We start from the raw sequence: 24,497 nt of genomic DNA on the forward strand, positions 1-24,497 counted from the left end.
GACGGTCAGCGCGCCCCGGCCGCGGGCAGCAGATCCTTGCGTACGACGCCGTCCTGGACGACACACACGATGTTGGCGGGGTCGCCGAGCACGCCGATGTCCGTGAGAGGGTCGCCGTCGCACAGGACGAGGTCGGCGGTCCTGCCCGCGGTCAGGGTGCCCAACCGGTCGGCCAGGCCCAGGAGTTCGGCGGAGACACGGGTCCCGGCGACGATCGCGTCCATCGGGTCCATGCCGAGGTCCACGAGGTAGCGCAGTTCGAGCAAGTTCTGGCCGTGCGGGCAGACGGCCGCGTCGGTGCCGAGCGCGATACGGGCGCCCCGCTCGATGGCGCGGGCGATGTTCTCCTTGGTGATGCCCGACCAGCGGATCTTCTTCTGGTAGTGGTGCTCCGGCATCAGGTCCTTGTCGATGCCCGCGAACACCGTGGACAGGGTCGGCACGACGAAGGTCCCGCGCTCGCCCGCCAGGTCCAGCGCCTCCTCGTCCAGGCCGTAGCCGTGCTCGATGCTGGTGACACCGCCACGGATCGCGTTGAGGATGCCCGCGGTGCCCTGGGCGTGCGCGGCGACCGGCCTGCCGCCGTGGCGCCGGCACTCGTCCACCACGGCCCGGATCTCCTCCTCCATCAGCCCCTCGTCCTCGGGCTGGTCGTAGGGGCTGGCCATGCCGCCGCTGGCGCAGATCTTGATCACGTCGGCGCCCGCGCGGATCATCCTGCGCACGGCGAGCCGGGACTCGTCGACGGTGTCGGCCAGTTCGGCCATCTCGCCGCCGCTGAGGTCGGTGCCGTCCAGGAGCCGGAAGTCGGCGTGGCCGCCGGTGTGGCTGATGATCCGTACGGCGGTGTGCAGCCTGGGGCCGACGATCCGGCCGGTCTCCACGGCCGTACGGAACCCGGTCGACAGTCCGCCCAGGTCACGGGCGGTGGTGATGCCCGCGTCCAGGGTCTGCCGCAGCCGCGTCGCGGTGTCGTAGGTGACCAGGACCGGATCGAGTTCGCCGCGTCGCCCGGGCGGCGAGCCCTGCGCGTACGCGAGGTGGGTGTGGCAGTCGAAGAACCCCGGGAGCACGGTCCGACCACCGGCGTCGATGATCCGGACCGCGGAACCGTCACCGGGCACGGGTGGGGCCGTGGCCGCCGGTCCGGCGTAGGCGATCGTGCCCTCCGCGTCCGCGACGACGACGGCGTCGGTCACCGGGAGGGCACCGGTACCGTCGATCAGGCGGGCGTTCTCGACGCGCAACATGGTCCGAAAGGTCTCTTGCGTCATGGCATCCGTCATGGTGGGGCCGAATCACTCCTCGGTGTCGGGAACCTCGGTGTCGGGGAACCTCGCTGTCAGGAACAGGCGAAAGGGAGTCTGCAATGGACGAGATAACCCCGCGCTACGGTGCAGCTTCCGATCCCGATTTCAGTCGGGCGCGCAGGAATACGCCGTCCCAGGAGGCGCAGGATTTCGCTGCCGCGGACCTCGACGAACTGGACCGCGGAGTCGTGCACGCGCTGCAGATCCACCCCCGGGCCCCGTGGACCCTGGTGGGCGATGTGCTCGGCGTGAACCCGGTGACGGTCGCCCGGCGCTGGCAGCGGCTGGAGGAGGCCGGACTCGCCTGGGTGACCGCCTACCCCCGGCTGTCGGACTCCCGGATCGTGGTGACGGGCATCGTCGAGGTCGACACCGAACCGGGCGTCGCGGAGGACGTGGCCCGCGCCCTCGCCGCCGAGCACGCCGTGGCCAACGTCAAGATCACGGCAGGTGGCCGCGATGTCGTGACCGCCGTACAGACCAGGGACCTCGACGAACTCGCCCACCTCACCACCCTGCTCTTCCAGCGGACACCGGGCGTCCGCGCGACCCGCACACACGTCTCGACCGGCGTCCCCACCGAGGGCAGCCGCTGGCGGCTGCGCAGCCTGGACGCGGCCCAGTGCGCGCGCATCGAGGCGAGCCAGGCCTCGGACAACCCGCCCGACGCGGGCATGGGGACCACCGCGCCCTGGGACGACCTGGACGCGCAGATCCTCGAACTCCTCAGCTCCGACGGCCGGATGTCGATCCGCGCGCTGGCGACCGCCACCGGCGTCGGCCTCACCACCGTGCGCCGCAGACTCCAGTCCCTGCTGGCCTCGCGGGTGAGCCTGCGCTGCGACCTGGCCCGGCCGCTGTCCGGCTGGCCGCTGTCGGCGGTGTACTTCGCGTCGGTGCCCGCCCAGTACCTGGAGGAGACCAGCCGCGTCCTGTCCGGCGTCCGCGAGGTCCGCTCCTGTGCGATCACCGCGGGTCCGCACAACCTCGTGATCGACGTCTGGCTGCGCGCGCTGGCCGACGTGCACACCTTCGAGGCGCACCTGTCGCGCCGGCTGCCACGCCTCGTGATCGACGACCGCTCGGTGGTCCTGCGCACCGTGAAGCACATGGGACGCCTGCTCGACCGGGACGGCCGCTGCGTCGGCGTCGTACCGCTGCGCGAACCCCAGGCGACCCACGACCACCTGCGCGCGGTCCCCGACGGCAAACGCCTCTGGCGATGACACCTGTCAACGCCCCTTTCTCAGACGGCTGTTGAGGACCACAGATGCGCTCCCTGCACCTCCCCGAGGCCGGCGGCCACCTGCGCTGGATCGACCTCCCCGGCGAAGGCACCGCCCGGGTCTACCTCCACGGGCTGGGCTGCGCGGGCTCCGCCGACTTCGCGGGGATCGCCGCGCACCCTGACCTCCACGGCTCACGCGCGATCGTCGTCGACCTCCTCGGCCACGGCTTCAGCGACCGCCCGCAGGACTTCCCCGGCACCCTGGAGGCACACGCCGGGACGGTCGCCGCCGTCCTCGACCACTGCGGGATCACCGACGCCGTGCTCATCGGGCACTCGATGGGCGGCGCCGTCGCGATCGTCCTCGCCGCGACCCGCCCCGACCTGGCCTCCCGCCTCGTCGTCGCGGAGCCCAACCTCCGCGCGGGCGGCGGCCTCTTCAGCGGAGCCATCGCCGCATACGGCGAGGCGGACTTCGTCAGCCACGGGTTCGGCACGGTCCTGGCGGGCCTTGAGCCCGGCTACGCGGCACGCATGCGCGTGGCGGACCCCGCGATCCTGCACCGCAGCGCCGTCGGCCTGGTGACCGGGACCAGCCCGGGAACAGCGGAACTCCTCTACGGCCTTCCCCAGGCGCGCGTGCTGCTGATCGGCACCCGCAGCCGCCCCTACGCGGACGAGCCCGCCGTCCGACGGGCCGGCATCCCGGTCGTCGAGGTCCCCGACGCGGGCCACCACATGATGCGGGACAACCCCGAGGGCTTCGTGGCGGCCTTGGTCGAGAGCGGTGCGGGCCCCGTCTCTAGAGGGGGACGCGAAGGGAGTCGTACCGGGCGAGCCGGGTCGTGATGACGCCCGACGCCCGGGTCAGGGCGGTGAGCAGCCGGGTGATCCTGCTGCCCGCCGTGGGCGCGATGACCGACAGGGCGCCCAGGTAGGTGTCGTCCCGCCCGCGCACGGGCACCGCGACCGCGAGATAGCCGAGGCGCTTCTCCTCGACCTCGACCGCGTAGCCCTGTTCCCGGATCCGTCCGAGTTCGCCGGGCAGTTGGGCGGGGCCGAGGGTGTGCGGGGTGCGGCGGACCGCCAGGGGCAGGACGCTCGCGAGCGGATACCGCTCGGGGAGCAGGGCCAGCGTGAGCTTGCCCGCGGCGGTGCTGTGCAGCTCCAGTCGCCTGCCGTCGGCGGTGGAGCGGGCCTGGTTGCGGTGCGTGCCGAGGTTCTCGACGCACAGCAGCTCACAGTCGTGCGGTATCGCCAGGATGACCGCGTTGTCGAGGCTCTGCGCGAGGCCCTCGATGACGGGCCTGGCCGCCGCGCGCAGGATGCGCTGGTGCGGGGAGCGCAGACCCATCGCGTAAAGTCGCACGCCCAGGCGGTAGTTGCAGCCGTCCCGCTCCAGGAAGTCGGTGGCGACGAGTTCCTGGCAGAGCCGGTGGACCGTGGCCTTGGCGATGCCGGTACGGTCCCGCAACTCGGCGAGACCCAGCGAGAAGTCGTCGTCGCCGAAGGCCGACAGGATCAGACTCACCTTGCCGAGCACCGAGTTGGGCCGCTCGTCACCCTCCCGGACCGTGCCGGCGGTGGTCATCCCGCCGCCACCCAGTCGAGGATGTGCCGGGAGAACTCCTCGGGGAGCTGCTCCGGCACGGGCACATGTCCCCCGGGGATGACCAGCGTCTCGCAGCCGGCCTCCGCGAACCTCTCCAGGCCCGGCATCGAGAAGTGGTCCTCGGAAGCGCAGACGGCGAGCGTGCGGGCGGTCACGAGGGGCAGCCGCTCGTCCAGCATCGAGCCCCGGACCGCCACATGCCCTTCCTCCACCCGGTCCAGCACGGTCAGCGCGTCGACCATGAACCGGTTGAGGGCGGCCTCCTCGCCGTCCTTGTAGAACGGGCGCCGCAGGTTCCACAGTTCCAGCAGGTGCGAGCCGTCGGGACGGGGGACGACGTGGTCGACGGGCTTGCGCCGGTCGGCCGTGCGCCGTTTCTCCTCGTCGATGAAGGGGGTCGCGGACAGGAACAGGCTCGCGACCCGCTTCTGGTGGCGTGCGGCGAGCTCCACCGCGATCACCCCGCCGGTGTGGTGGCCCACGAGATGGAAGCGCTCCAGGCCCAGTTCCTCGATCAGGTCGTCGGCCGCGTCAGCCCACCGCTCGACGGTGTGGGGTTCGTCGGGTTTCGCGGAGGCGCCGAAGCCCAGGGTGTCCATGGCGATGGCCCGGTGCACGGCCCCGACGCGGGGGAGCACGTCCAGGTACTCGGTCCAGGACCGGGGCGTCTGATGGAGCATCAGCACGGGCTCGCCCGTGCCGCACTCGACATAGTGCAACTGGCCGAAACGGCTGGGTACATAGCCGCGACGCAGTGTGTCCGTCATCAGTGACTCCCTGCTTTGTGACATGCCGTCAGATGGTCCGGCGTCTGTTCGGTGAGCGCGGGCCGTTCGCTGCGGCAGTGGTCGTCGGCCAGCCAGCAGCGCGAGGAGAAGGGACAGCCGGTCGGAATGTCCGAGGGCGAGGGCAGTTCGCCCTTGAGGACGATCTGCTCGCCCGGCCCGGTGTCGCCGCCCGGTTCCAGGACGGAGGAGAGCAACGCCATGGAGTACGGGTGCTGCGGAGCCTCGAACAGCTCCTTCGCCGGGGCGAGTTCGACGATCGACCCGAGGTACATCACGGCGACCCGCCGGCTGAGGTGGCGGACCACACCGAGGTTGTGCGAGATGAACAAGTAGGCGATGCGGTCGCGCTGTTGGATCTCCTGGAGCAGATTGAGGATCTGCGCCTGGATGGAGACGTCCAGTGCCGACGTCGGCTCGTCGAGGACGATCACCGACGGCTGCGGGGCCAACGCGCGGGCGAGCGCGAGGCGTTGGCGCTGGCCGCCGGAGAACTCGTGCGGATAGCGGGCGGCGGCCGACGCGTCGAGGCCGACCTCCGCCAGCACCTCCGCCAGTCGCGTGCGCCGGTCGGCGCGCGCCACGCCCCGGGCCCGCAGCGGTTCCTCGATGCTGGCGCCCGCCGGCAGCCGGGGGTTCAGCGAGCCGTTGGGATCCTGGAACACCATCTGCACCGCCCGCCGGAACGCCTTGAGGTCGGCGCTCTTCGGCTGGTGCGTCATGTCCTTGCCCTCGAAGCGCACCGCGCCCCGCGTGGGCCGGTACAGCCTGGTCGCGATCCGGCCCAGCGTGCTCTTGCCGCACCCGGACTCGCCGACCAGGCCGACCGTCTCACCGGGGTTCAGGGACAGCGAGATGTCGTCCACGGCCCGGACACCGGAACGGCCCGGGCGGCGGCCGAACTCGTGCCCGACACCGGCGAGTTCGAGCAGTGGCACCTCGGTGTCCACCGCGGTCGGATCCAGTTGCGTCTCAGTCATCGTCGTGTCCATCCGTCATGGCACCGTCCGGGCCGTCCTCGATGTCACGCCAGCAGCGCGACACCCAGCCGTCGCCGACCGGCCGCAACAACTGGGGCTCGGCACAGGCGTCGGCGGCCAGCGGGCAGCGCGGTGCGAAGCGGCAGCCGGGCAACCGGCGGGCGTCGTCCGTGAGTTGGCCGCGGATCGCGGTCAGCGGGGTGCCGTCGCCCTCCCGCATCCGCGGCACCGCCGCGAGCAGTGCCCGCGTGTACGGGTGCCGGGGCGCGTTCAGGACCTGGTCGACCGTGCCGGACTCCACCGCCTGACCGGCGTACATCACCTGCACCCGGCTGCACATGGCGGTGATGACACCGAGGTCGTGCGAGATGAGCAGCATCCCCATGCCGTGCTCCTCCTGGAGCGAGCGCAGCAGTCGGAGGATCTCGGCCTGCACGGTGACGTCGAGGGCGGTCGTCGGCTCGTCGGCCAGCAGCAGGCGCGGGTTGCCCGCCATCGCGATGGCGATGACGACGCGCTGCCGCATACCGCCGGACAGCTCGTGCGGGAACTGCCTGGCCCGGCGCTCGGGCGAGGGGATCTCCACCAGCCGCAGCAGGTCCACCGCCCGCTCCTGTGCCTCCTTCCGGCCGGCCTTGCCGTGGATCCGCAGCACCTCGGCGACCTGGGCGCCGACCCGCATGCACGGGTTCAGCGAGGTCATCGGCTCTTGGAAGACCATCGCGACCCGGTCGCCGCGCAGTTGCTCCAGCTCCGCGTCGCCGCTGCCCAGCAGATCCGTACCGCAGGCCACCAGCCGCTCGGCCCGGACGTCGGCGCCCGGCCCCAGCAGCCCCATGGCGGCCAGTGCGACGCTGGACTTGCCGCAGCCGCTCTCACCGATGAGGCCCACGACTTCGCCCTGTTCGACGCGGAGATCCACACCGGAGACGACGTCCGAGCCGCCGAATCCGATGCGCAGCCCCGAGACCTCCAGGACCGGATCGGTGCCGTCGGTCCCGGCACCGGCCCGAGCGGGAGTCAGGGTGTTCGCCTTCACGACGTCAGCCAGGCGTTCTTGAGGTTGAGCCGGGTCGCCGTGGCGTCCGGCTGGTAGCCGTGCAGCTTGTCGCTCCACGCCTCGCCGCGCACCGCCTTGGCGTACGGCACCAGCAGGTAGGCCTCGTCGGCGATGTACTGGGCGAGCTGGTGGTAGAGCGTCACGCGTTTCGCGTTGTTCTGCTCGTTCTTCGCGGCGGCCATCAGGTCCCACAGGTGCTGGTCCTTGACCTTGGTCGCCGGACTGCCCTTGGCGAACCACAGGTCGATGTACTGGGCCGGGTCGGCGTTCAGCACGCTGGTCAGCATGATCATGTCGGTGTAGTCGCCGGCCAGCACCTTGGGCACGAGACTCGCGAACGGCACGAGCTTGAGGTCGAGGGTGATGCCGACCTTGGACAGTTGCGCCTTCATCAGCTCCAGGGCGGAGATGTCGGGACCGTAGGCCGAGTCGCTGGGGGCGACCAGTTCGATGCCGACCTCGCTCTTGCCCGCGGCCTTGAGCAGGGCCACGGCCTTCGCCTGGTTGTGCTGGTACATCGGGTCGGCGGTCGTGGGCGTGATGCCGTACGGGTCCTGCGGCGGGATGACGTAGCCGAAGGAGGCGGAGCCGCTGCCCAGCGTCTTGATCAGGGTCTCGCGGTCGATGGCGAGGTTGAACGCCTGCCGGACCCGCTTGTCGGCGAGCGGGCCGCTCAGGGTGTTCATGTTGAGCCAGACACTGGAGACGATCGGCCCGTTCGCCTCGGTGACACCGCTCGTGCTCTTGACGTCGCTCACCATGCGCAGGTCGCGGAAGGACAGCAACTGAACCGAGTCGGAGCGCAGCGAGGCCACCCGCGAGGTCTCGTCGGGGATGAGCCGGTAGATCACGGTGTCGAGGTACGGCTTCGGCTTGTCCCAGTAGCCCTTGTAGCCGGAGAGCTGGATGGAGATGCCCTTCGACCACTTCTTCAGCGAGAAGGGGCCGGTGCCGTTCTCCGACTGCTTGAGCTGGTTCCCGGTGCGGGACGACGTCCACTTTCGGCTCATGATGGCGCCGCTCCACGGGCGGGCCAGGAAGTTGTAGAGCGACGGCTGCGGGGAACTGAGCTTCACCTCCACGGTGCCGGCGTCCACGGCGGTCACCGTCTTGATCCGGTACTGCTGGGTGTACGGCGACTTGATCGCCGGATCCATCAGCCGTTCCAGGCTGAAGATCACGTCGTCGGTGGTGAGCTTGCTGCCGTCGTGGAAGGTCACCCCGTCGCGGAGCGTGAAGCGGTGGGTGGTCGGGTCCACCTGCCGGTAGCTCTTGGCGAGACCGGGCTTGATCTGGCCCTTGCTGTCCAGGCTCAGCAGACCCTCGTAGAACTGCGCGACGATCTGCTGGTCGAAGAACGCCTGCGCCACCTGCGGGTCGAAGCCGACCGTGGGCTCCCCGTCGAGCCCGATGGTGAGGGTTCCTCCCTCGACCGGCTTCCCGGAGGTGCTGCCGGCCGTGGTGGCCGTACCGCCGCAGCCCGCCAGCAGCAGGCCGGCGAATGTGCTGCCGCCGAGTGCCAGCGCGTTTCTGCGCGTGAAGGTGTGATTCGTCATCATGACCGCCTGTTTCTCAAGAACGTGAGGGTGAAGTGACGTGATGCGGGCGCCCGTTCAGGGCGTACGGCGCTTGCCGCGCGGGTTGAGCTGTTCCTGGAGGCCGTCGGAGATGAGACCGAAGGCCGCGGTGGCGATGGCCAGGGTGATGCCGGGGACGATCACCAGCAGCGGGTCGTCCTTCATGTAGCGCTGGCCCTCGAAGATCATCCGGCCCCAACTGGGCGTCGGCGGCTGGATACCGAGGCCCAGATAGCTCAGGGACGCCTCGACCAGGACGCAGGTCGCCGCCGTGTTGGCGTACTGCACGAGTGCGGAGGACAGCACGTTCGGCAGCACATGGCGGCCGATGATCACCGGGGTCCGTACGCCGGCGATACGCGCCGCCGACACGAAGTCCCGCTCGCGCACGGTGAGCGCCGGAGCCCGCACGATCCGCGCGAAGTACGGCACGAAGATCAGGCCCATGCCTCCGATGAGGACCCACATGCCCGGGCTGAAGACCGACACCAGCACAAGTGCCAGCAGCACGGAGGGAATCGACATCGCGGTGTCCATCGCCGCCATCAGGACCGCGTCCAGCTTGCGGGCGTTGTAGCCGGCGACGAGCCCGATGGGGACGCCGATCAGCGCGGCGAGCGTGGTCGCGCCGAAGGCCACCAGCAGCGACTGCCGGGCCGCGCCGAAGGTGCGGGTGAACAGGTCACGGCCGAGGTTGTCGGTACCCAGCCAGTGGCTTCCCGAGGGACCGCTGAGCAGCGAGTCGCTGACGTCCGTCGTCGCGTACCGGCCGAGGACGCCGATGAGCAGGGACAGCACCACGATCGCGCCGAGGACGCACACCCCCGTGGTCAGCGTGGTGTTCCAGCCGAGCCGCGGCCTGCGCCGGCGTGCCGTGGGGACGGTGACGGCGGGCGCGGTGGATTCAACCGTCACGGCGTGCTCCTGTCGTCCGGATGCGAGGGTCGATGAGGGGGTAGACCAGGTCGGTCACCAGGTTGATCAACACATAGGAGGCGCCCAGCGCGAGGATCGCGCCCTGGATCACCGTGAAGTCGTGCTGGGTGATGGAGTTGACGATCAGCGAGCCGAGACCGGGGAGCGCGAAGACCTGCTCGATGATCACGGTGCCGCCGACCAGCACCCCGAGCTGGAGACCGCCGGCGGTGACCACGGGCACCAGCGCGTTGCGCAGCGCGTGCCGCAGCATCAGCCGCCGTCGCCCCGCGCCCTTCGCCGCCGCCGTCCGCATGAAGTCCTGGCCCTCGACGTCGAGGACGGCGGCCCGCATGTAGCGGCAGAGCGTGGCACCGAACGGGATGCCCAGGGCGACGGCGGGGAGCAGCAGCACCTGGAGGTTGAGCAGCGGGTCCTGGGAGAACGGCACGAACGAGAACAGGGGCCAGGCCGGTGCCAGGGTGCTGACCAGCAGGACCATGACGGTGCCGACCACGAACGGCGGGACGGCGAGCCCCATGAACGCCGCGCTGTTGACCAGCCGGTCCTTGGCGCGCCCCTGGTGCATGGCCGACCAGATGCCCGCCGGGATGCCCCACAGGACCGCGATCACCGCGGCGTAGACGGCGAGTTCGAGGCTCACCGGGAGGCGGGCGGCGACCTGTGCGCCGACGCTCTGCCCGTCCAGCAGGGACGAGCCCAGATCGCCCCGGACGGCGTGCCCGATCCAGGCGAGGTACTGCGACCACACTGGCTTGTCGAGGCCCAACTGCCGGGTGATCTGGGCCCGCAGTTGAGGCGTCGAGTTCTCGCCGGCGATCAGGGCCGCCGGATCACCGGGGACCAGATGCGCCAGGGCGAACACGATGGCGCTGAGGCAGAGGACCACCGCGAGCGAGCGGAGCACACGGATCGACAGATAACGCAGCACTGGATCTCTCCCCTTATATCGCGGCGGCCGGCGCCGACGCCCGGGGCGTCGTACGGATCGGTTCGGCGGGACGGCGTCGTGCGGCCAGCGCGCCGGGGACGGAATCGGCCGCGTTCGGGTCGCTCACCCGGCCCTCGCGGAACACCGCGCGCAGCCGCCGCCGGTCGGCGAGCACGCTCAGGTCGGCGAGCGGGTCGCCGTCCACCAGCAGCAGGTCCGCCCATCTGCCCGGGGCGACCGTGCCCGTCATGGAGCCGAGACCGAGGGCCTCGGCGGCGGCGGAGGTCGCCGCGACCAGGACCTCGGCCGGCGACATGCCGATCTGCTCGTGCAGCAGCTCCAGTTCGCGGGCGTGGTTCCCGAAGCGCATCGTGTTGGAGGAGTCGCTGCCCGCGATGATCCGCACCCCGGCCTCATGGGCCCGACGTACGGACATGAGGCGGCGCTCACGGAGCCGCTCCGCCTTGTCCAACTGCTCGGTCACCAGGCCGCGCCCGCGCCCGTGCTCCGTCATGAACTCGCTGATCGACAGGGTCGGGCAGAGGAACGTGCCCTGTTCCAGCATCAGTTCGACGAGGTCCTCGTCGAGGTCGGAGCCGTGCTCCAGCGTGTCCACCCCGGCGACCAGCGCGGCCGTGATCCCGGCCCGGGTGTGCGCGTGGGCCGCGACCCGCAGGTCCAGGGCGTGTGCCTCGTCGACGATCGCGTCGATCTCGGCGTCCGTGTAGTTGCGCCACTCGGTCTTGTCACCGACGGAGAGGGTGCCGCCGCTCGTGCAGATCTTGATCAGGTCCACGCCCATCCGGGCGTACTGCCGGACCCGCTTGCGGCACTCGTCGACGCCGTCGGCCGGCGGCCACATCCGCTTCTCGTCGAGGGTTGCCGGACAGAACATGTCGCCGTGCCCCGCGGTCATGCCCACGAGCCCCGAGGCGACGACCCGCGCTCCGTCGAGGACGTGCTCGTCCAGCACGTGCTTGACCGCCACCTCGGGCAGCGAACCGGCCGTGTCCCGGACCGTGGTGAAACCGGACCGCAGCGCCTCACGGGCGTTGGCCGCGGCATGCAGGGTCTGTTCCTCCGTGGAGGTCAGCATGTTCCACAACTGCACGTCCTGCGGCCGGATCCCCGCGTTGGACCGCAGATGCACGTGGCAGTCGATGAGCCCGGGCAGCAGGGTCGTCCCGCGCAGGTCGTACACCGTGTCCGAGGGGGTCGTCGCCACGGTGTCCGCGTCGCCCACCTCGGTGATCACGGCTCCGTCGATCACCACGGTCGCGTTCGTCCGTGCGGCACTCCCGGTGCCGTCGATCAACGTCATTCCGGCCAGGACTGTTCGCTCCGTCATGGGACCGTGTTCACTCCTGTCTGTGGGGACTGGTAAGGGGGAGTGTGGGCGGGCGAGGATATGCCCGTGTTGCCGTGCAGCTTTCGCTTGGAATTCCCGCGGGACGCGCAGGATTGCGCCACCCCTGGAGACGCAGATTTGCGCCACGCGCCGCAGCTCACAGAGCGCTGACGAACTCCGTGTCGGCGCCCACCGGTCCCAGCGCGGTCGCCCCGCCCGGGGTGCCCAGCGGTGTCGTACGGCCGGACAGGGGCTCCTCGAAGAAGCGGCGGTTGTCGGCGCGGAACTCCGGGTCGGCGAGGCGGTCGACGGTGATCGCCTGCTCCGGGCAGGCCGTCTCGCAGGCGCCGCAGTCGATGCACTCCACGGGGTTGATGTAGAGCTTGCGCTCGCCCTCGTAGATGCAGTCGACCGGGCACTCCTCCATGCAGGACCGGTCCATGATGTCGACGCAGGCCGATCCGATGACGTAGGCCATGACTAGTTCTCCTTCTCGGTGGAATGGCCGGGGAACAGATCGGCCTTCGGGTCGATGACGGTGGCCGCGTTGTTCACGGCGGTGGCGGCCTCTCCGAAGCCGACGGAGATCAGCCGCACCTTGCCCGGGTAGTCGGTGATGTCGCCGGCGGCGAACACGCGGGGCAGATTGGTCGCCATGCGGGTGTTCACGGCGATCCGCCGCGCCCGGAGTTCGAGCCCCCAGGTTTGGAGCGGTCCAAGATCGGCGATGAAGCCGAGCGCGGCGACGACGGTACGGGCGGGCAGCAGCCGGACGGTCTTCTCGACCCGGTGCCGCACCTCGACCTTCTCCACCCCCAACTCGCCGTGCAGGGCGCTCACTTCGGAGTCGGTGATGATCTCGATGCCGAGCGCGCGCACCTTCTCCACGCTCGCCGCGTGCGCCCGGAACCGCGCGCTGCGATGGACGAGGGTGACGGACCGGGCGATCGGGGCGAGCAGCGCCGCCCAGTCGAAGGCGCTGTCCCCGCCGCCGACGACGACCACGTCGTGACCGGCGTGCTCGGCCGGGTCCGGCACGAAGTACACCTGCCCGCGCCCGAGATGGCCCTCGCCCGCCGGAAGCGCCCGGGGTGTGAACGTCCCCACCCCGCCCGTGATGACAACTGCCCCCGCCCGTACGGCGGTTCCCGTGTCGGTGCGGACGACGGGACGGCCCTCGCGGTCGTGGGCCAGGTCGACCGCCCGCTCCCCGAGGAGATAGCGGACGCCGTACGGCGCGGCCTGCGCGACCAGGTTGTCGACGAGGTCGCGTCCCCGCACCGACGGGAATCCGGCGATGTCGAAGATGGGCTTCTCCGGGTACATGGCGCTGATCTGGCCGCCGCACTGCGGCAGTACGTCCAGGACGGTGACGCGCAGTCCGCGGAAGCCGGCGTAGTAGGCGCCGTAGAGGCCGGACGGGCCGGCGCCGATGATCAGGATGTCGGTCTCGATCACCGGTGACTGGACCGGCGCATCAATAGGAACGCTCATGGTTCAGGAGCGTAGGAACGGGCCGCTCGGCGCCCAATGGAACCGGTCCGGCTGGCGGGACGGTGGTCAGACGAGGGCGAGTTGGACCGTTCCCGTCACGCACGGAGTGCCGTCGGCCTTGAGGACGGCGACCTCCAGGGACACGCGGGCGCCCTCCACCGTCCGGACGGTCCCGGTCCAGGTGAGGGGTTCACCGGCGACGGCGGTGGTGCGGTTGCGCCAACTCACCGTCTCCAGAAGGGAGTTCGGCCCGGCCCACGCCAACGCGTACCGGGTGAGGGTCTCGCCGTGCAGCGTCGACTGGACGACGACGTCCGGGAAGCCCTCCGAGGCCGCGAACTCCGCGTCGTAGTGGATGCGATGGGAGTTCCAGGACACGGCGCTGAAGCGGAACAGTTGGACCGTGCTGTGCGTGTACCGCTGGGGCGGGCAGAGGTCGCCGGCGACGGGCGGGTTCATGGGGTCCCAGGGGAGTCGATGGCTTCCATCACCACGATCGTCTCGTCCACGGCGGTCAGTTCGGTGCCGTCCGCCGTGGTGAAGCGGGTGGTGAGGCCGAGCAGGACGAAGGGGCCGGAGCGGCCCTGTTTGCGTTCGGCGGAGGTGACCGCGCGGGAGGCGGTGACCCGGCTGCCCGCGACCGGGGCCCGCAGCAGCCGTACGGTCTGTCCGCCGTGCACCTGGCGGACCGGCAGGCCCTCGGTGCACGGCGACTCCCGGGCGGCAAGGCCGTCCGGCCTCAACTCCCGTTCGGGCGGCCCGTCCTCCCAGCTCATGGTGGCCGCGAGGAAGAGGGCGGGAGCCTCGACCGGCGCGCCCGTCGCCTCCCGCTCCCGGGCCCGGTCGATGTAGTCGGCGTCGTTCAGCGCGGCGGCGTACCGGCAGAAGTCCTTGACGGTGACCGTGCCGCAGTCCTCGTCCTCCCACCGGCCGACCAGGCTCCGGGCCCGGGTCAGCACCTCGTCCAGGGTGCTCACAGGGCCGACCGCAGCGACCGGCCGATGCCGAGACCCGCGGTGCGCAGCGCGCTCGCGTGCGCGGCGGCGTCAATCCGGTAGGTGGGGGCGGTGATCGACAGGGCGCCGGCCAGGGTGTTCGGCTGCCCGAAGACCGGCACGGCCATGCTCATGTACCCGAGTCTGACCTCCTCCGCCTCGGTCGCGAGACCCTCCGCCCGGCTGCGCTCCACCTGGGCGCGCAGCCGCCCCGGGGAGGTGATCGTGTGCCGGGTGAACGGTTTCAGCCCGTTCCGGACCACCTCCCCGAACAGGGTCGCGGGGGAGAACGCCAGGATCGCCTTGCCGGTGGCCGTGCAGTACAGCGGCAGCCGCCCCGCCACCCGGGACTCCTCGCTCAGCCCCCGGTGCGGCAGGATCTTCTCCAGATAGACGACGTCGAGGCCGTCGTGGATCGCGAAGTGGATGGTCTCCTGGGTGGCCAGCAGCAGATCCTCCATGTACGGCTGCGCCACCTCGCGCAGGATCCGCTGCCGGTGCACCCGCTGCCCGATCTCGAACAGCCGGAGCCCGAGCCGGTAGTCGCACCCGGCCCGCTCCAGCAGTCCCCAGACGACCAGTTCCTGGCACAGCCGGTGCACGGTGGCCTTCGCGACTCCCGTACGGCGCACGAGATCCGCGAGTGAGAGCGACTCGTCGTCGACGGTGAACGCCTCCAGGATGGGCCGCACCTTGCCGAGGACGGAGTTCATCGAGTCCGGGCCGAGAGGGGGCCCGGCCGCCGGAGGCGGGGAAGCAGGGGCCACGGCGCGGGCGATCGGGACGACGGTCATGGCAGACACCTCACGATCAGTGACCGGTTGACGACTCTGCGAGGAACGCGAGACTCAGCGGGTTGTACAGCGTGGCCTTCTCATGTTGCGGCCAATGTCCGCATTCCGTGAAGACCTCCAGCCGGGACCCGGGGATCGCGGCGGCGATCGCCTCGGCCTCCGGAACGTCCCCGAGCGGGTTCTTGTTGCCCCACACCACCAGCGTCGGGGCCTTGATCCGCGCCATGCGGTCGGGGCGCAGCAGATTCCGCTCCCGGGCCTCGACCTCCTGGAGGGCGAGCAGGTTGTGCAGGTTCCGCTGGAAGTCGGGGTGGTGGTAGATCTCGTAGCGCACCCGGGTCAGCTCCTCGCCCAGGTCCTCGTCCCACTCGGCCCACAGCAGGGCCAGCCGGTCGCGGGTGCAGGAGATCTCCGGTTCGAGGGCGGCGGCGCGGGTGGAGGTCTTCAGCCGCTCCATCACCGCCGGGTTGATCTTCGTGCCGCCCATGCAGAGGAGCTGGAGGGAGGCGACCCGGTCCGGGTACTCGCTCGCGGCCCAGGACCCCACCCAGCCGCCCAGCGACTCGCCGACCAGGTGCGCGCGTTCGGCACCCACCGCGTCGAGGTAGGCCATCAAGTGGTCGACGTACGCCGGGATTTCACCGGGCCGGTCGGGCTTGCCGGTGTAGCCGTGGCCGAGCATGTCGATGGCGTGGCAGCGGTAGCCGGCGTTCGCGTGCGCCGGGATGTTGCGGACGAACGCCTCCAGGTGGCCGGTCGTGCCGTGCAGGAACACGACGTGCTCGCCGTCCTCGGGGCCGGCCTGGAGCGCGCGGGTGGTGACGTCACCGGTCTCGACGTACGCGTGCCGGAAGTCGATGCCCGAGAGTTCGGTCCAGATGCTCATGACTGCCTTTCGCTGTCTGCTTGTTGGGGATCGGGGACGGCGGCTTTTCGGGGGTCCAGGACAGCCACGGCCATCCCGGTGAGCCACTCGGGCATCGGTTCGTAGGCCAGCCTGCGGCCGGGCACGTGGTCGAGGGCGGCCGACATCAGCAGCCAGGTGCGCAGCTCCTGCGCTCCGTTGCCGGCGACCTTCTCCAACTCCTCGGTGGAGTACGCGGTGAGCCGTCCCGTCTCGCCCCGCTCGACAAGGGACAGGAACTCGTTGTCGAACTCGGGGTTGAGCGCGGCCTCGGCGGCGCGGATGATCTCGCGGCGCCGGACGTCGTAGTCCTGCCAGTTCTCCCGGCCGTTCAGCCAGGCGCCGACCATGAACTCCTCGTCGTCGCCGTGCGGTTCGCGCCAGTCCGGCCAGGGCAGCCGGTGCGAGAGCCCGCCCGAGCCGACCACCGCGACGCGCCGGTCCCCGGGGAAGGCGAGGACGGCGTCCCGGATCGCCCGGCCCAGTTCCTCGCAGCGGGTGAGGGTGGGCAGCGGCGGGGCGAAGACGTTGACGACGAGCGGCACGATCTCCACGTCCAGGCCTTCGAAGAGGTACTGGACGGCGTGCGACTGACCGTGGTCGATCTGGAGCCTGGCCGAGAACGCGGGGTCGAAACCGCCGCCCTCCACAAGGGAGTCGGCGATGTGCCGGGCCAGCGGAATGTCCACCCTCTGCGGGCCCTTCGGGGTGCCCGACTCACCGCTCGCCACGCACTCGCCGACGCCGATCGTGAAGCTCGGGATCAGGTCCAGCCAGAAACCCCGGAAGTGGTTGGAGCCGATGAGGATCACCGTGTCGGGGCGGGCCGCGAGGAGCGCCTCCCGCGCTTCGGCCAGCGCGTCGCGGAACCGCTCGGCCCGGTCCTTGTGGAAGGTCTGGTCCCAGTGGGTGTTCATCAGCGTGCTGTGCGAAGCGCCGACACCCAGGACGATCTCGGTCATGCTGCTGTCCCCTCCAGCTCGGCGCGGGACCGGGTCACGGTGTCGACCGCCGTGCGGATCAGATGGCGCGTGAGCTTCTCCATCGCCGCCACGGACACGGTGTTCATCCCGCGCGCGAAGTCGATGTCGAACAGCGAGTCCGTGACCTTCGGCATGCCGACCCGCACGGTCGGGATGCCGCGCCCGCGCAGGATGTTGGCGTCGGTGGCCCCGCTGTTGCCCCGGATCACCTCGTGTTCACGTCCCTCGAACGCGGCCCAACTCGCCGTCGCGCTACGGCAGATCCAGCTCTCGGGGTCGGTGCGGGTGCCGGGGATGGCCAGGACCAGCTCGGCGGTGGTGTCCGCCGACGCTTTGTCCAGGGCGGCGAGGAACTCCCGCTTGGCCTGCATCGGGGTGGTGCCCGGGGCGATGCGCAGGTCCACCATGAGGGTGCAGGCGGCCGGGGTCACCGCCGCCATCCGGGGCCAACCCCCTTGGATCGAGGAGACGATGCCCTGGGGTGCGACCGTGCCGGAGGTGTGCCGGTCGGCGTACTCGACGAACCACTCCTCCAGGTGCCGGGCGACCTCACCGGCGCGGGCGACGGCGTTGTCGTAGGGCAGGCGGTGGCGGGAGCCGACGTAGGTGTGCGTGCCGTGGACCGTCACCTCGAACCAGACGAGGCCGACCTCGTCCCAGGAGACCGTCCAGCCGGGCTTGGCGATGACCGCGTAGTCGGTCCACACGCCCTGCTCCAGGAGGAACGAACAGCCCACGCCCTGGCCGGTGTTGAGGCGGCCGGAGCCGGGGCGGGCGTTGGTGGGCATGCCGCCCGCGCCGAACGCAGCGACCAGGTCGCCGGTGAGCGGGATGCCGGCCAGCGCGATCGCCTCGGCGGCCATCATCACGCAGGCGGCGTGGCCCTTCGGGTTGGAGGCGCCGAGGCCGACGACGAGATCGTCGTGGACGGTGGCGCGCGGACGCATGTCGTCGCGCAACTCCGGCCCGATCCACGGGAGATCCTCGCTCTCCTCGCCCACCGTCAGGGTGTCGATCGGCGCGTACAGCATGAGGTCGGGGCCGGTGCCGTCGCCGGAGAGCCGGGCCCAGGCGTTGGCCTGCCGGTCGTCCAGCGGCTGGACCGTGGCATCGCAGCCGGCGGCCGTGAGGGTCGCCGCGATGTGCGCCGCGAGCGGGCCCTCGTCGCCGGTCGGGGACGGGATGTCGACCAGCCCGGTGATCAGATCGCGCAGCCGGTCGGCGGTGACGTGCCGCCAGGCGTCGGCGACCCAGGCGGCCCGCCGGTCGTCCAGACCCGCCAACTCACCGGTGGCGGTCACTGGTTGATCCTGTGGACCTGGGTCATCGTCGTACGCTCGAAGTGCCTTTTCGCGAGCGGGAGCCCGATCGCGATGCCGACTCCGATGAGCAGGGTGAGCAGTGTGCGGCCCATGGTCAGGCTTCCTTCCCTTCGGTGCCCGTACCGGCGAGCTTCTTGCCGTACTCCTCCTCGCTGAGGTTCCGCCAGGCGGTCAGCGAGATGTCGGGGCGGTAGAGCTTCTCCGGGGGTGCGTCGGTGATGTCGACCATCCAGGCGTCCTGGCCGGAGAACTGGCCGTGGAACAACCACCGGATCGCACCGAGGTACTTGGCGTAGAACCGCAGGGTGTTCCAGCCCTCGGTGAAGTTGACCATCACGCCGACATAGCGGTGGTTGTCCTGGTCGACGGGGACGTAGAACTCGTAGTGGATGAAGTTCGGGTACGCGATGCGCAGCACGCCGGGCATCGACAGGGACGCGAAGCCGGGGAACTCCTGGGCCTCGATCGTCGGGTTCACCTTGTCGGGCTTGCCCGTGTTGCCGATGTTGAAGGTCTCCTTCGGCGGCTGGGCCTTCCACCAGCGTTTGTTGGTCCAGTGGCCGACGCCGGGGAAGTCCGCGTCCCAGTACACCTCGTCCTGGACCCGGAAGATCCAGCGGCCCTTGGGCACGATCCGGGTGATGTTCCAGGTGGGCATCGGCTTGAACAGGCGCCAAAGTGCCGTGCGGTGCAGGTACTTGGCGTGTCCCTCGTCGAAGCCGTTCTCGCAGGCGAAGCGCCAGTTGCCGCCGCGCGGGTCGATCCGGCCGCCCATCACGAAGGCGTTGGCGACGAGTTCCTCGGGCAACTGCTCGTCGATGGAGTGCGGTTGCTCGTCGGCGAGCGGGATGTACACCCACACCATGCCGAGGCGCTCCTCGACCGGGTACGTCCGCACCGAGACCTTGCCGGTCAGCCGGCAGTCGGGGCCGTCGGTGATGACCGCGGCGAGCTTGCCGGTGGGCAGGTCGAAGGTCCAGCCGTGGTACGGGCAACTGATGGTGCCGGGGAACTGCTGGTCGCCCTCGGAGAGCGGGACGCCGCGGTGCGGGCAGCGGTTGTGCAGCGCGTACGCGGTGCCGGCGTCGCGGATCAGCGTGATCTTCTCGCCGCAGATCGTGAACGGAAGCGGATCGGCGGTGATCCGGCTGGACCAGGTGACCGGGTACCAGTAGCCGCGGAAGCCCGCGCCCGCCGCGTCGTAGTGCGGCCACGACTTCCAGTCCTGGCGGCCGGGCTCGCCGGTCGGTCTGCGGCGGCTCCGGACCGGGGGCGGGGTGTCGGGAGAGTCGTCGACCGTCATCGTGGGCGTCCTCCTGCTGCCGGGTGAGCTGTACGGCGAGCATGCGGCGGGCCGCGGGATCCGCCCAAGAGACCCGTCCCGCTGAGCAGACCGCTCCGCCCCGTCCCGTTCAGCGGACCCGCGTCGCTGCGCCGGGGCCGCCCGCCGTTCTACGGTGCGTCGACCGCCGGGCCGCACCGGATCCGGCCGCGCCCTGCGGAGCGTCGCGTCCCGCGTCCCGCGTCGATACGGAGTGAAGTTGTGACGACCGCCCTGTCCCGCGCCCTGGTCCTGGAGCGCTTCGGCTCGCTGCCCCGCCTGGTGGAGCGCCCGGTGCCGGAACCCCGCCCCGGCCACACCCTCGTCCGGATGCGGGCGGCCCAGGTGGGCCACCTCGATCTGAACGTCGTGGACGGCGAGTTCGGCATCCTCCCCGACCTGCCCGCCGTACCGGGCACCACGGGCTGCGGGGTCGTCCTCGCCTCGGACACCCACCCCGAGGGCGCCCTGGTGCGGCTCGGCGGCAAGGGGCTCGGCCTGCGCCGCGACGGCTGCTGGGCGGAGCACGCACTGGTGCCGGACGCCGCGGTGGAGGCGGTCGCGGAGGGTACGGACCCCGCCCTGGCGTGCAGTTGGTTCTCACCGGCGGGCACGGCGTGGGCCGCGGTGCACGCGGTCGCGGACGTACGACCGGGGGAGCGGGTGCTCGTGACCGGCGCGGCGGGCGCGGTGGGGGCGCTGACCGTGCAGGTCGCCGCGCGGGCCGGGGCCGAGGTGATCGGGGTCGTCGGACGCCCGGCCAAGCTCGCCCACGTCCCCGCTCCCGCCAAGTCCCTGCTGGCCTCCGAACTGTCCCTGGAGTCGGTGGGCGGCCCCGTCGACGTCGTCATCGACACGGTCGGCGGCCCGCTACTCCGCGACGCGCTCCCGCTGGTCCGACCGCGCGGCCGGGTGGCGCTCGTCGGCTACACCGCCGGACGCGATTTCACCGTCGACCTCGCGGACTTCCTGCTGGCCGACGTCTCCCTGCTGCCGGTGAACCTGATGACCCGGGGCAAGGAGGTCGCGGCGGACGCGGAGGGGCTGCTGGCGGAGCTGCGGACGGGGGCGCTGACCCTGGAGATCGAGCACCACGGACTGGACGCGCTGGCCGAGGCCACCGAACGGCTGCGCAGCGGGGAGGCGGTCGGCAAGGTGGTCCTCGACTTGGACTGAGGTCCCCAACTCCCCTTGGCAGGCCCACTGTTGGACCCGTGCCGCGTCAGACGACCTTGACGACGGTGCCGGTGCCTTCGAGCGCGGTCACCTCGTCGGCGGGCGCCGTGGTGTCGGTGACGAGGGTGTGCAGAAGCGTGGCCGGGCCGACGTGGGCGTAGGCGGTGCGGCCGAGCTTGCCGCCGTCGGCGGCGACGACGATGCGGCGCGCGCCGGCGATACCGGCCTTCTTCACGGCCGCGTCGTCGAGGTCGTAGGCGGTCAGGCCCTCGGCCGCGCTCAGCCCGCAGCAGCCCATGACGGCGGTGTCGAAGCGCAGCGCCGCCAGGGACGCGAGGGTGAGGGGGCCGGTGAGTGCTCCCTCGGCGGCCCGGGGCTGCCCGCCGGGCACCAGCAGGGTGGCCGGACCCGGGCCCTCGCCGAAGACGTGCACGGCCTGCAAGGACAGCGGCATCACGGTGACCGGCCGCCGGCGCAGCAGACGGGCGACCTCCAGGCACGTGGTGCCGCTGTCGAGGAGGACGGTCTCGCCGTCGGCGATCAGCGAGGACACCTCGGCCGCGATACGGCGCTTCGCCTCGACGGACTCGTGCGCACGCAGCGCGAAGGGCGGCTCCTCGCCCCGGAGCAGGAGGGTGCGCGCCCCGCCCCGGACGCGCTCCAGGACGCCCTGCGCGGCCAGCGCGTCGAGGTCGCGCCGGATGGTCATCTCGGAGGCGCCGGTCAGTTCGACGAGTTCCTGGACGGTGATCCTGCCCGTCTCCCTGACGGCCTGCGCGATGATCCCGTGCCGGTCTGCGGTGCTCATATCGCGATTGAACACCAGCCGAAACGAACATTCAATGTGTGCGAAGAGCCAGTATTCAATCGTGCGGTATGTTCGTTACGGTGGATCTCATGAATGATTCGCTGCGAGGCGCCCGTATAGCGACCTTTGTCTACTTCAGTCTGTGCGGCACGCTGATGGGCACCTGGGTGGTGAACATCCCCGCCGTCGAGGAGCGCGTGGGCATCACGCACGCGACGCTCGGGGGACTGCTGGTGCTGCTCGGCCTGGGAGCCTTCATCGGCATGCAGGTGGCCGGACCGCTGACCGACCGGCTCGGGGCGCGCGTCGTCGTCCCCGCCACCGGCGTCCTGTGCAGCGCGACCCTGGTACTGCCCGGCCTCTCCCGTGAGCCGTGGACGCTGGCCGGAGCTCTGCTGCTCCTCGGCTTCTCCAACGGCTGCCTGGACGTGAGCATGAACGCGCACGCCGTGCATGTGGAGAAGGCCTACGGCCGGCCCGTCATGTCGGCCTTCCACGCCACGTTCTCGGTCGGCGGCGTGCTGGCCGCGCTGGTCGGAGCGGCCACGGCGAGCGCCGGCCTGAGCCCGGCGGCGGGCATGGGCGCGATGGGAGCCCTGGGCGTCGTGGTCGCCCTGGTGTCGGCACGCGCCCTGCTGCCGGCCGCGCCCACCGCCGCCTCGGCGAAGACCGAACCGGCACCGGCCCCAGGGCGGCGCCGCACCGGCAGCCGCATCTGGATCCTCGCCGCCCTGGCCCTGATGGTCATGCTGTGCGAGGGAGCCGCCAACGACTGGAGCGCGCTGCACCTGAAGGACGTCCTCGGCGCCCCCGCCAGCACCGCCGCCTTCGCGTACGGCACCTTCGCGGCGACCATGACCGTCGGCCGACTGCTCGCCGACCGCCTCGTCACCCGGTTCGGGTCCATGGCGATCCTGCGGTACGGCGCGGCGACGGCCGCCGTCGGCATCACGGTCGTGGCCGTCGTCCCGTGGATCTGGGCCGCGTTCGCGGGGTGGGCGCTGTTCGGTCTGGGACTGTCGGGCTGTGTCCCGCAGTTGTTCAGCGCGGCCGGGCACGCCGACCCCGCCGCCGCAGGGGCCAATGTCTCCCGCGTCGCCGGACTCGGCTACGTCGGCATGCTGGCCGGCCCCGCCGTCATCGGCTGGCTGACCCATCTCGTCGCTCTGAACCACGCTTTCCTGCTGCTGACCCTGATGTGCGCGATCACCGCCGTGGCCGCTGGCATCCTGCGCACCGGATCCGACCGCACGCCCGAGCCGGCCCACAGCGTCCACTGACCGCCTGTGCGGCACGGCTCACTCCGTGCCGCACAGGCTTCGCCACCCGCCTTGGCCGCCAGACCCCGGAGGAAACCTCGCCATGCCCACCGACCGCAGCATCGTGCTCTTCGACCTCTTCGGGGTCATCGCCCGCCACCAACGCCCGGGCGCACTGGGGAAGATGGCCGCCCGCTGCCACACCCCCACCGACGCCTTCACCACGGCCTACTGGGCCTGCCGTCCGCCCTACGACGCGGGTCGGCAGTCCGCGCCCGAGTACTGGACCGCCGTACTGCGATGGCTCTCCAGGCCCGTCGACGCCGACACGATCGAGGAGCTGCGCCGCACCGACATCGACAGTTGGTCACGCGTCGACGCCTCGATGGTCGCCTACGTCCGGTCCCTCCGCGAGGTCGCCGAGGTCGCCCTGCTGTCCAACATCCCCGCCGACCACGCGGACGCCTTCCTCGCCGCGCAGCCCTGGCTGCACGATCTGGACCACGTCGCCTTCTCCGGGAAGATCAAAGCGGCGAAACCGGCCCCGGCGGCCTTCCAGCACTGCGTCGTCGCCCTGCGGGCCGCGCCGGGCGACTTCCTCTTCGTCGACGACCGCGAGGAGAACGTACGCGCCGCGCGGGCCGTGGGGATGAACGGTCATGTCTTCACGGGCCGCGAGGAGCTGGCAGCCGTCATCGGCGCCTGGCTGCCGGAGCGAGCGGTTCTCACCTCAGGACGACCACGGCCCGGCCCCGGCAGCAGACGACGTCGCCGGCGCCGCGGCGCTCCAGCAGATCCAGCGTGACCTCGCCGCCGACCGCGTCCACGGAGCGCACGGTCCCGGTCACCACCAGCCGGTCGCCCGCACAGGCGGGCGCCCGGTTCTGCCACTCCACCTCCCGTACCTGCCCGCTCTCGCCCGCGAACGCGGCGGCGGCCCGATAGAACAGACAGCCGTGCAACTGCGCCATGACGACCGGCCCGTCCAGCCCCTCCGAGCGGGCGAACCCGGAGTCGTAGTGGATGCGATGAGCATTGCGGGTGACCGCGCCGAACCGCAGCAAGGTGATCGCGTCGGGTGTCAGCTTGACGGGCAACACGGCCTGTCCTACGGCAACTTGGCGAACCTGACGGCCCGTCACCGGACGATGAACCTCTCCGTGACCTCGACCAGCCGGCCGCGTTCCGCGCCGTACACCTTCTCCATCGTGAGGAGCAGGAACCCCTCGCCGACTCCCTTGCGTTCCACGGCGGTCAGCGCGCGCCGCAGCTCGATCCGGTCGCCCGCCCGCACCGCCCCGACCCAGCGCACGGCCTGACCGCCCGCCATCAGCCGGACGTCGAGCCCGTCGGTGCCGGGCACCTCGTCGCGGTACATGCCGTCCGGCCGGAAGTCCGCGGCTACGGCGCCGGGCGCCCCGCGCAACATGCTCACCACGTACATCGGATGGACGGCGAACCCGGTGTGCGAGGGATCGACGAGATGCGGCGCGCACTCGCCGGCCGCCCGCGCGAACTCCGCCGCGTCCTCGGCCCGTACGACACCCAACGACCGCCGGTCCCACCGCCCCACCGACGCCCGGGCCCGTTCCTCGACCAGTTCCAACTCGGCGTTCCGGAACATGCGCCGCCTCCTGTCCTCACCCGATGCCCCGGACGCTAGGGACCGCCCGC

At 71.3% G+C, this 24,497-nt stretch carries 26 protein-coding genes; 5 read left to right on the forward strand and 21 right to left on the reverse strand.

Annotation, left to right across the window (positions count from 1 at the left end):
• Positions 1 to 5: 5 nt before the first annotated feature.
• Positions 6 to 1,286 (reverse strand): metal-dependent hydrolase family protein, encoded by a 1,281-nt coding sequence (locus OG223_RS49280; protein WP_329263930.1) that lies wholly within the window; start codon positions 1,284 to 1,286, stop codon positions 6 to 8.
• Positions 1,287 to 1,369: 83 nt separating this feature from the next.
• Between OG223_RS49280 and OG223_RS49285 the strand changes: the two genes are divergently transcribed.
• Together OG223_RS49285 and OG223_RS49290 are read left to right on the forward strand one after the other, a co-directional pair.
• The gene (locus OG223_RS49285) at positions 1,370 to 2,536 is read left to right on the forward strand and encodes an Lrp/AsnC family transcriptional regulator (RefSeq protein WP_329263932.1); all 1,167 of its coding nucleotides are present in this window, start codon (positions 1,370 to 1,372) and stop codon (positions 2,534 to 2,536) included.
• Between the two features lie 44 nt (positions 2,537 to 2,580).
• Positions 2,581 to 3,387, forward strand: a complete 807-nt coding sequence (locus OG223_RS49290; protein ID WP_329263934.1) for an alpha/beta fold hydrolase — start codon at positions 2,581 to 2,583, stop codon at positions 3,385 to 3,387.
• Here OG223_RS49290 and OG223_RS49295 read toward each other — a convergent pair.
• The 17 genes from OG223_RS49295 to OG223_RS49375 all read right to left on the reverse strand — a co-directional run bounded on the left by OG223_RS49295 (position 3,341) and on the right by OG223_RS49375 (position 19,562).
• Complete coding sequence (locus tag OG223_RS49295; protein WP_329263936.1) at positions 3,341 to 4,129, reverse strand: IclR family transcriptional regulator; 789 nt, start codon at positions 4,127 to 4,129, stop codon at positions 3,341 to 3,343. The genes OG223_RS49290 and OG223_RS49295 overlap by 47 nt on opposite strands.
• Positions 4,126 to 4,917, reverse strand: coding sequence for an alpha/beta fold hydrolase (locus OG223_RS49300; protein WP_329263938.1), 792 nt, complete (start codon positions 4,915 to 4,917; stop codon positions 4,126 to 4,128). Before OG223_RS49300 ends, OG223_RS49295 begins: the two co-directional genes overlap by 4 nt.
• Positions 4,917 to 5,915: an ABC transporter ATP-binding protein gene (locus OG223_RS49305; RefSeq protein ID WP_329263940.1), complete on the reverse strand. Its 999-nt coding sequence runs from the start codon at positions 5,913 to 5,915 to the stop codon at positions 4,917 to 4,919. Before OG223_RS49305 ends, OG223_RS49300 begins: the two co-directional genes overlap by 1 nt.
• Complete coding sequence (locus OG223_RS49310; RefSeq protein ID WP_329263942.1) at positions 5,908 to 6,954, reverse strand: ABC transporter ATP-binding protein; 1,047 nt, start codon at positions 6,952 to 6,954, stop codon at positions 5,908 to 5,910. Before OG223_RS49310 ends, OG223_RS49305 begins: the two co-directional genes overlap by 8 nt.
• Complete coding sequence (locus tag OG223_RS49315; protein WP_329263944.1) at positions 6,951 to 8,534, reverse strand: ABC transporter substrate-binding protein; 1,584 nt, start codon at positions 8,532 to 8,534, stop codon at positions 6,951 to 6,953. Before OG223_RS49315 ends, OG223_RS49310 begins: the two co-directional genes overlap by 4 nt.
• A 54-nt stretch (positions 8,535 to 8,588) precedes the next feature.
• On the reverse strand, positions 8,589 to 9,467 hold the full coding sequence (locus OG223_RS49320; RefSeq protein ID WP_329263945.1) for an ABC transporter permease: 879 nt from the start codon (positions 9,465 to 9,467) through the stop codon (positions 8,589 to 8,591).
• A complete protein-coding gene (locus OG223_RS49325) occupies positions 9,457 to 10,419 on the reverse strand; it encodes an ABC transporter permease (RefSeq protein WP_329263947.1) in 963 nt (320 codons plus the stop codon). The genes OG223_RS49320 and OG223_RS49325 overlap by 11 nt, the downstream gene beginning before the upstream one ends.
• 13 nt (positions 10,420 to 10,432) lie before the next feature.
• Complete coding sequence (locus OG223_RS49330; RefSeq protein ID WP_329263949.1) at positions 10,433 to 11,767, reverse strand: metal-dependent hydrolase family protein; 1,335 nt, start codon at positions 11,765 to 11,767, stop codon at positions 10,433 to 10,435.
• Positions 11,768 to 11,924: 157 nt separating this feature from the next.
• Positions 11,925 to 12,245: a ferredoxin gene (gene fdxA, locus OG223_RS49335; RefSeq protein ID WP_329263951.1), complete on the reverse strand. Its 321-nt coding sequence runs from the start codon at positions 12,243 to 12,245 to the stop codon at positions 11,925 to 11,927.
• 2 nt (positions 12,246 to 12,247) lie between these two features.
• Complete coding sequence (locus OG223_RS49340) at positions 12,248 to 13,261, reverse strand: NAD(P)/FAD-dependent oxidoreductase (RefSeq protein ID WP_329263953.1); 1,014 nt, start codon at positions 13,259 to 13,261, stop codon at positions 12,248 to 12,250.
• Between the two features lie 66 nt (positions 13,262 to 13,327).
• Positions 13,328 to 13,720 (reverse strand): acyl dehydratase, encoded by a 393-nt coding sequence (locus OG223_RS49345; RefSeq protein WP_329263955.1) that lies wholly within the window; start codon positions 13,718 to 13,720, stop codon positions 13,328 to 13,330.
• Complete coding sequence (locus OG223_RS49350; protein ID WP_329263957.1) at positions 13,717 to 14,238, reverse strand: FAS1-like dehydratase domain-containing protein; 522 nt, start codon at positions 14,236 to 14,238, stop codon at positions 13,717 to 13,719. Before OG223_RS49350 ends, OG223_RS49345 begins: the two co-directional genes overlap by 4 nt.
• Positions 14,235 to 15,050, reverse strand: coding sequence for an IclR family transcriptional regulator (locus OG223_RS49355; protein WP_329263958.1), 816 nt, complete (start codon positions 15,048 to 15,050; stop codon positions 14,235 to 14,237). The genes OG223_RS49350 and OG223_RS49355 overlap by 4 nt, the downstream gene beginning before the upstream one ends.
• A 16-nt stretch (positions 15,051 to 15,066) precedes the next feature.
• Positions 15,067 to 15,936 (reverse strand): alpha/beta fold hydrolase, encoded by an 870-nt coding sequence (locus OG223_RS49360; protein ID WP_329263959.1) that lies wholly within the window; start codon positions 15,934 to 15,936, stop codon positions 15,067 to 15,069.
• Positions 15,933 to 16,916 (reverse strand): catechol 1,2-dioxygenase, encoded by a 984-nt coding sequence (locus OG223_RS49365; RefSeq protein ID WP_329263961.1) that lies wholly within the window; start codon positions 16,914 to 16,916, stop codon positions 15,933 to 15,935. The genes OG223_RS49360 and OG223_RS49365 overlap by 4 nt, the downstream gene beginning before the upstream one ends.
• Entirely contained in the window at positions 16,913 to 18,238 is a 1,326-nt protein-coding gene (locus tag OG223_RS49370; protein ID WP_329263963.1) for a M20 family metallopeptidase, read from the reverse strand. The genes OG223_RS49365 and OG223_RS49370 overlap by 4 nt, the downstream gene beginning before the upstream one ends.
• Before the next feature lie 115 nt (positions 18,239 to 18,353).
• Positions 18,354 to 19,562, reverse strand: coding sequence for an aromatic ring-hydroxylating oxygenase subunit alpha (locus OG223_RS49375; RefSeq protein ID WP_329263964.1), 1,209 nt, complete (start codon positions 19,560 to 19,562; stop codon positions 18,354 to 18,356).
• 240 nt (positions 19,563 to 19,802) lie between these two features.
• Here OG223_RS49375 and OG223_RS49380 point away from each other — a divergent pair, with 240 nt between their 5' ends.
• Positions 19,803 to 20,756 (forward strand): quinone oxidoreductase family protein, encoded by a 954-nt coding sequence (locus OG223_RS49380; protein ID WP_329263965.1) that lies wholly within the window; start codon positions 19,803 to 19,805, stop codon positions 20,754 to 20,756.
• A gap of 46 nt (positions 20,757 to 20,802) precedes the next feature.
• Here OG223_RS49380 and OG223_RS49385 read toward each other — a convergent pair whose 3' ends face one another.
• Positions 20,803 to 21,564: a DeoR/GlpR family DNA-binding transcription regulator gene (locus OG223_RS49385; protein ID WP_329263967.1), complete on the reverse strand. Its 762-nt coding sequence runs from the start codon at positions 21,562 to 21,564 to the stop codon at positions 20,803 to 20,805.
• An 89-nt stretch (positions 21,565 to 21,653) separates the two neighbouring features.
• Here OG223_RS49385 and OG223_RS49390 point away from each other — a divergent pair, with 89 nt between their 5' ends.
• Positions 21,654 to 22,844, forward strand: a complete 1,191-nt coding sequence (locus OG223_RS49390; protein ID WP_329263969.1) for an MFS transporter — start codon at positions 21,654 to 21,656, stop codon at positions 22,842 to 22,844.
• 82 nt (positions 22,845 to 22,926) lie between these two features.
• Positions 22,927 to 23,628 (forward strand): HAD-IA family hydrolase, encoded by a 702-nt coding sequence (locus OG223_RS49395; RefSeq protein ID WP_329263971.1) that lies wholly within the window; start codon positions 22,927 to 22,929, stop codon positions 23,626 to 23,628.
• Here OG223_RS49395 and OG223_RS49400 read toward each other — a convergent pair.
• Complete coding sequence (locus OG223_RS49400) at positions 23,549 to 23,923, reverse strand: acyl dehydratase (RefSeq protein ID WP_329263973.1); 375 nt, start codon at positions 23,921 to 23,923, stop codon at positions 23,549 to 23,551. The two genes, OG223_RS49395 and OG223_RS49400, sit on opposite strands and share 80 nt — an antisense overlap.
• A gap of 38 nt (positions 23,924 to 23,961) precedes the next feature.
• Positions 23,962 to 24,447, reverse strand: a complete 486-nt coding sequence (locus tag OG223_RS49405; protein WP_329263975.1) for an FAS1-like dehydratase domain-containing protein — start codon at positions 24,445 to 24,447, stop codon at positions 23,962 to 23,964.
• Positions 24,448 to 24,497: the final 50 nt, after the last annotated feature.

The organism is Streptomyces sp. NBC_01478, assembly GCF_036227225.1.
In the GTDB taxonomy this organism is placed as follows: domain Bacteria; phylum Actinomycetota; class Actinomycetes; order Streptomycetales; family Streptomycetaceae; genus Streptomyces.

Coding starts and splice junctions, on each gene's coding strand:
- OG223_RS49280 (WP_329263930.1), bottom strand. CDS start 1,286: ATGACGGATGCCATGACGCAAGAGACCTTTCGGACCATGTTGCGCGTC.
- OG223_RS49285 (WP_329263932.1), top strand. CDS start 1,370: ATGGACGAGATAACCCCGCGCTACGGTGCAGCTTCCGATCCCGATTTC.
- OG223_RS49290 (WP_329263934.1), top strand. CDS start 2,581: ATGCGCTCCCTGCACCTCCCCGAGGCCGGCGGCCACCTGCGCTGGATC.
- OG223_RS49295 (WP_329263936.1), bottom strand. CDS start 4,129: ATGACCACCGCCGGCACGGTCCGGGAGGGTGACGAGCGGCCCAACTCG.
- OG223_RS49300 (WP_329263938.1), bottom strand. CDS start 4,917: ATGACGGACACACTGCGTCGCGGCTATGTACCCAGCCGTTTCGGCCAG.
- OG223_RS49305 (WP_329263940.1), bottom strand. CDS start 5,915: ATGACTGAGACGCAACTGGATCCGACCGCGGTGGACACCGAGGTGCCA.
- OG223_RS49315 (WP_329263944.1), bottom strand. CDS start 8,534: ATGATGACGAATCACACCTTCACGCGCAGAAACGCGCTGGCACTCGGC.
- OG223_RS49330 (WP_329263949.1), bottom strand. CDS start 11,767: ATGACGGAGCGAACAGTCCTGGCCGGAATGACGTTGATCGACGGCACC.
- fdxA (WP_329263951.1), bottom strand. CDS start 12,245: ATGGCCTACGTCATCGGATCGGCCTGCGTCGACATCATGGACCGGTCC.
- OG223_RS49340 (WP_329263953.1), bottom strand. CDS start 13,261: ATGAGCGTTCCTATTGATGCGCCGGTCCAGTCACCGGTGATCGAGACC.
- OG223_RS49345 (WP_329263955.1), bottom strand. CDS start 13,720: ATGAACCCGCCCGTCGCCGGCGACCTCTGCCCGCCCCAGCGGTACACG.
- OG223_RS49355 (WP_329263958.1), bottom strand. CDS start 15,050: ATGACCGTCGTCCCGATCGCCCGCGCCGTGGCCCCTGCTTCCCCGCCT.
- OG223_RS49360 (WP_329263959.1), bottom strand. CDS start 15,936: ATGAGCATCTGGACCGAACTCTCGGGCATCGACTTCCGGCACGCGTAC.
- OG223_RS49365 (WP_329263961.1), bottom strand. CDS start 16,916: ATGACCGAGATCGTCCTGGGTGTCGGCGCTTCGCACAGCACGCTGATG.
- OG223_RS49375 (WP_329263964.1), bottom strand. CDS start 19,562: ATGACGGTCGACGACTCTCCCGACACCCCGCCCCCGGTCCGGAGCCGC.
- OG223_RS49385 (WP_329263967.1), bottom strand. CDS start 21,564: ATGAGCACCGCAGACCGGCACGGGATCATCGCGCAGGCCGTCAGGGAG.
- OG223_RS49390 (WP_329263969.1), top strand. CDS start 21,654: ATGAATGATTCGCTGCGAGGCGCCCGTATAGCGACCTTTGTCTACTTC.
- OG223_RS49395 (WP_329263971.1), top strand. CDS start 22,927: ATGCCCACCGACCGCAGCATCGTGCTCTTCGACCTCTTCGGGGTCATC.
- OG223_RS49405 (WP_329263975.1), bottom strand. CDS start 24,447: ATGTTCCGGAACGCCGAGTTGGAACTGGTCGAGGAACGGGCCCGGGCG.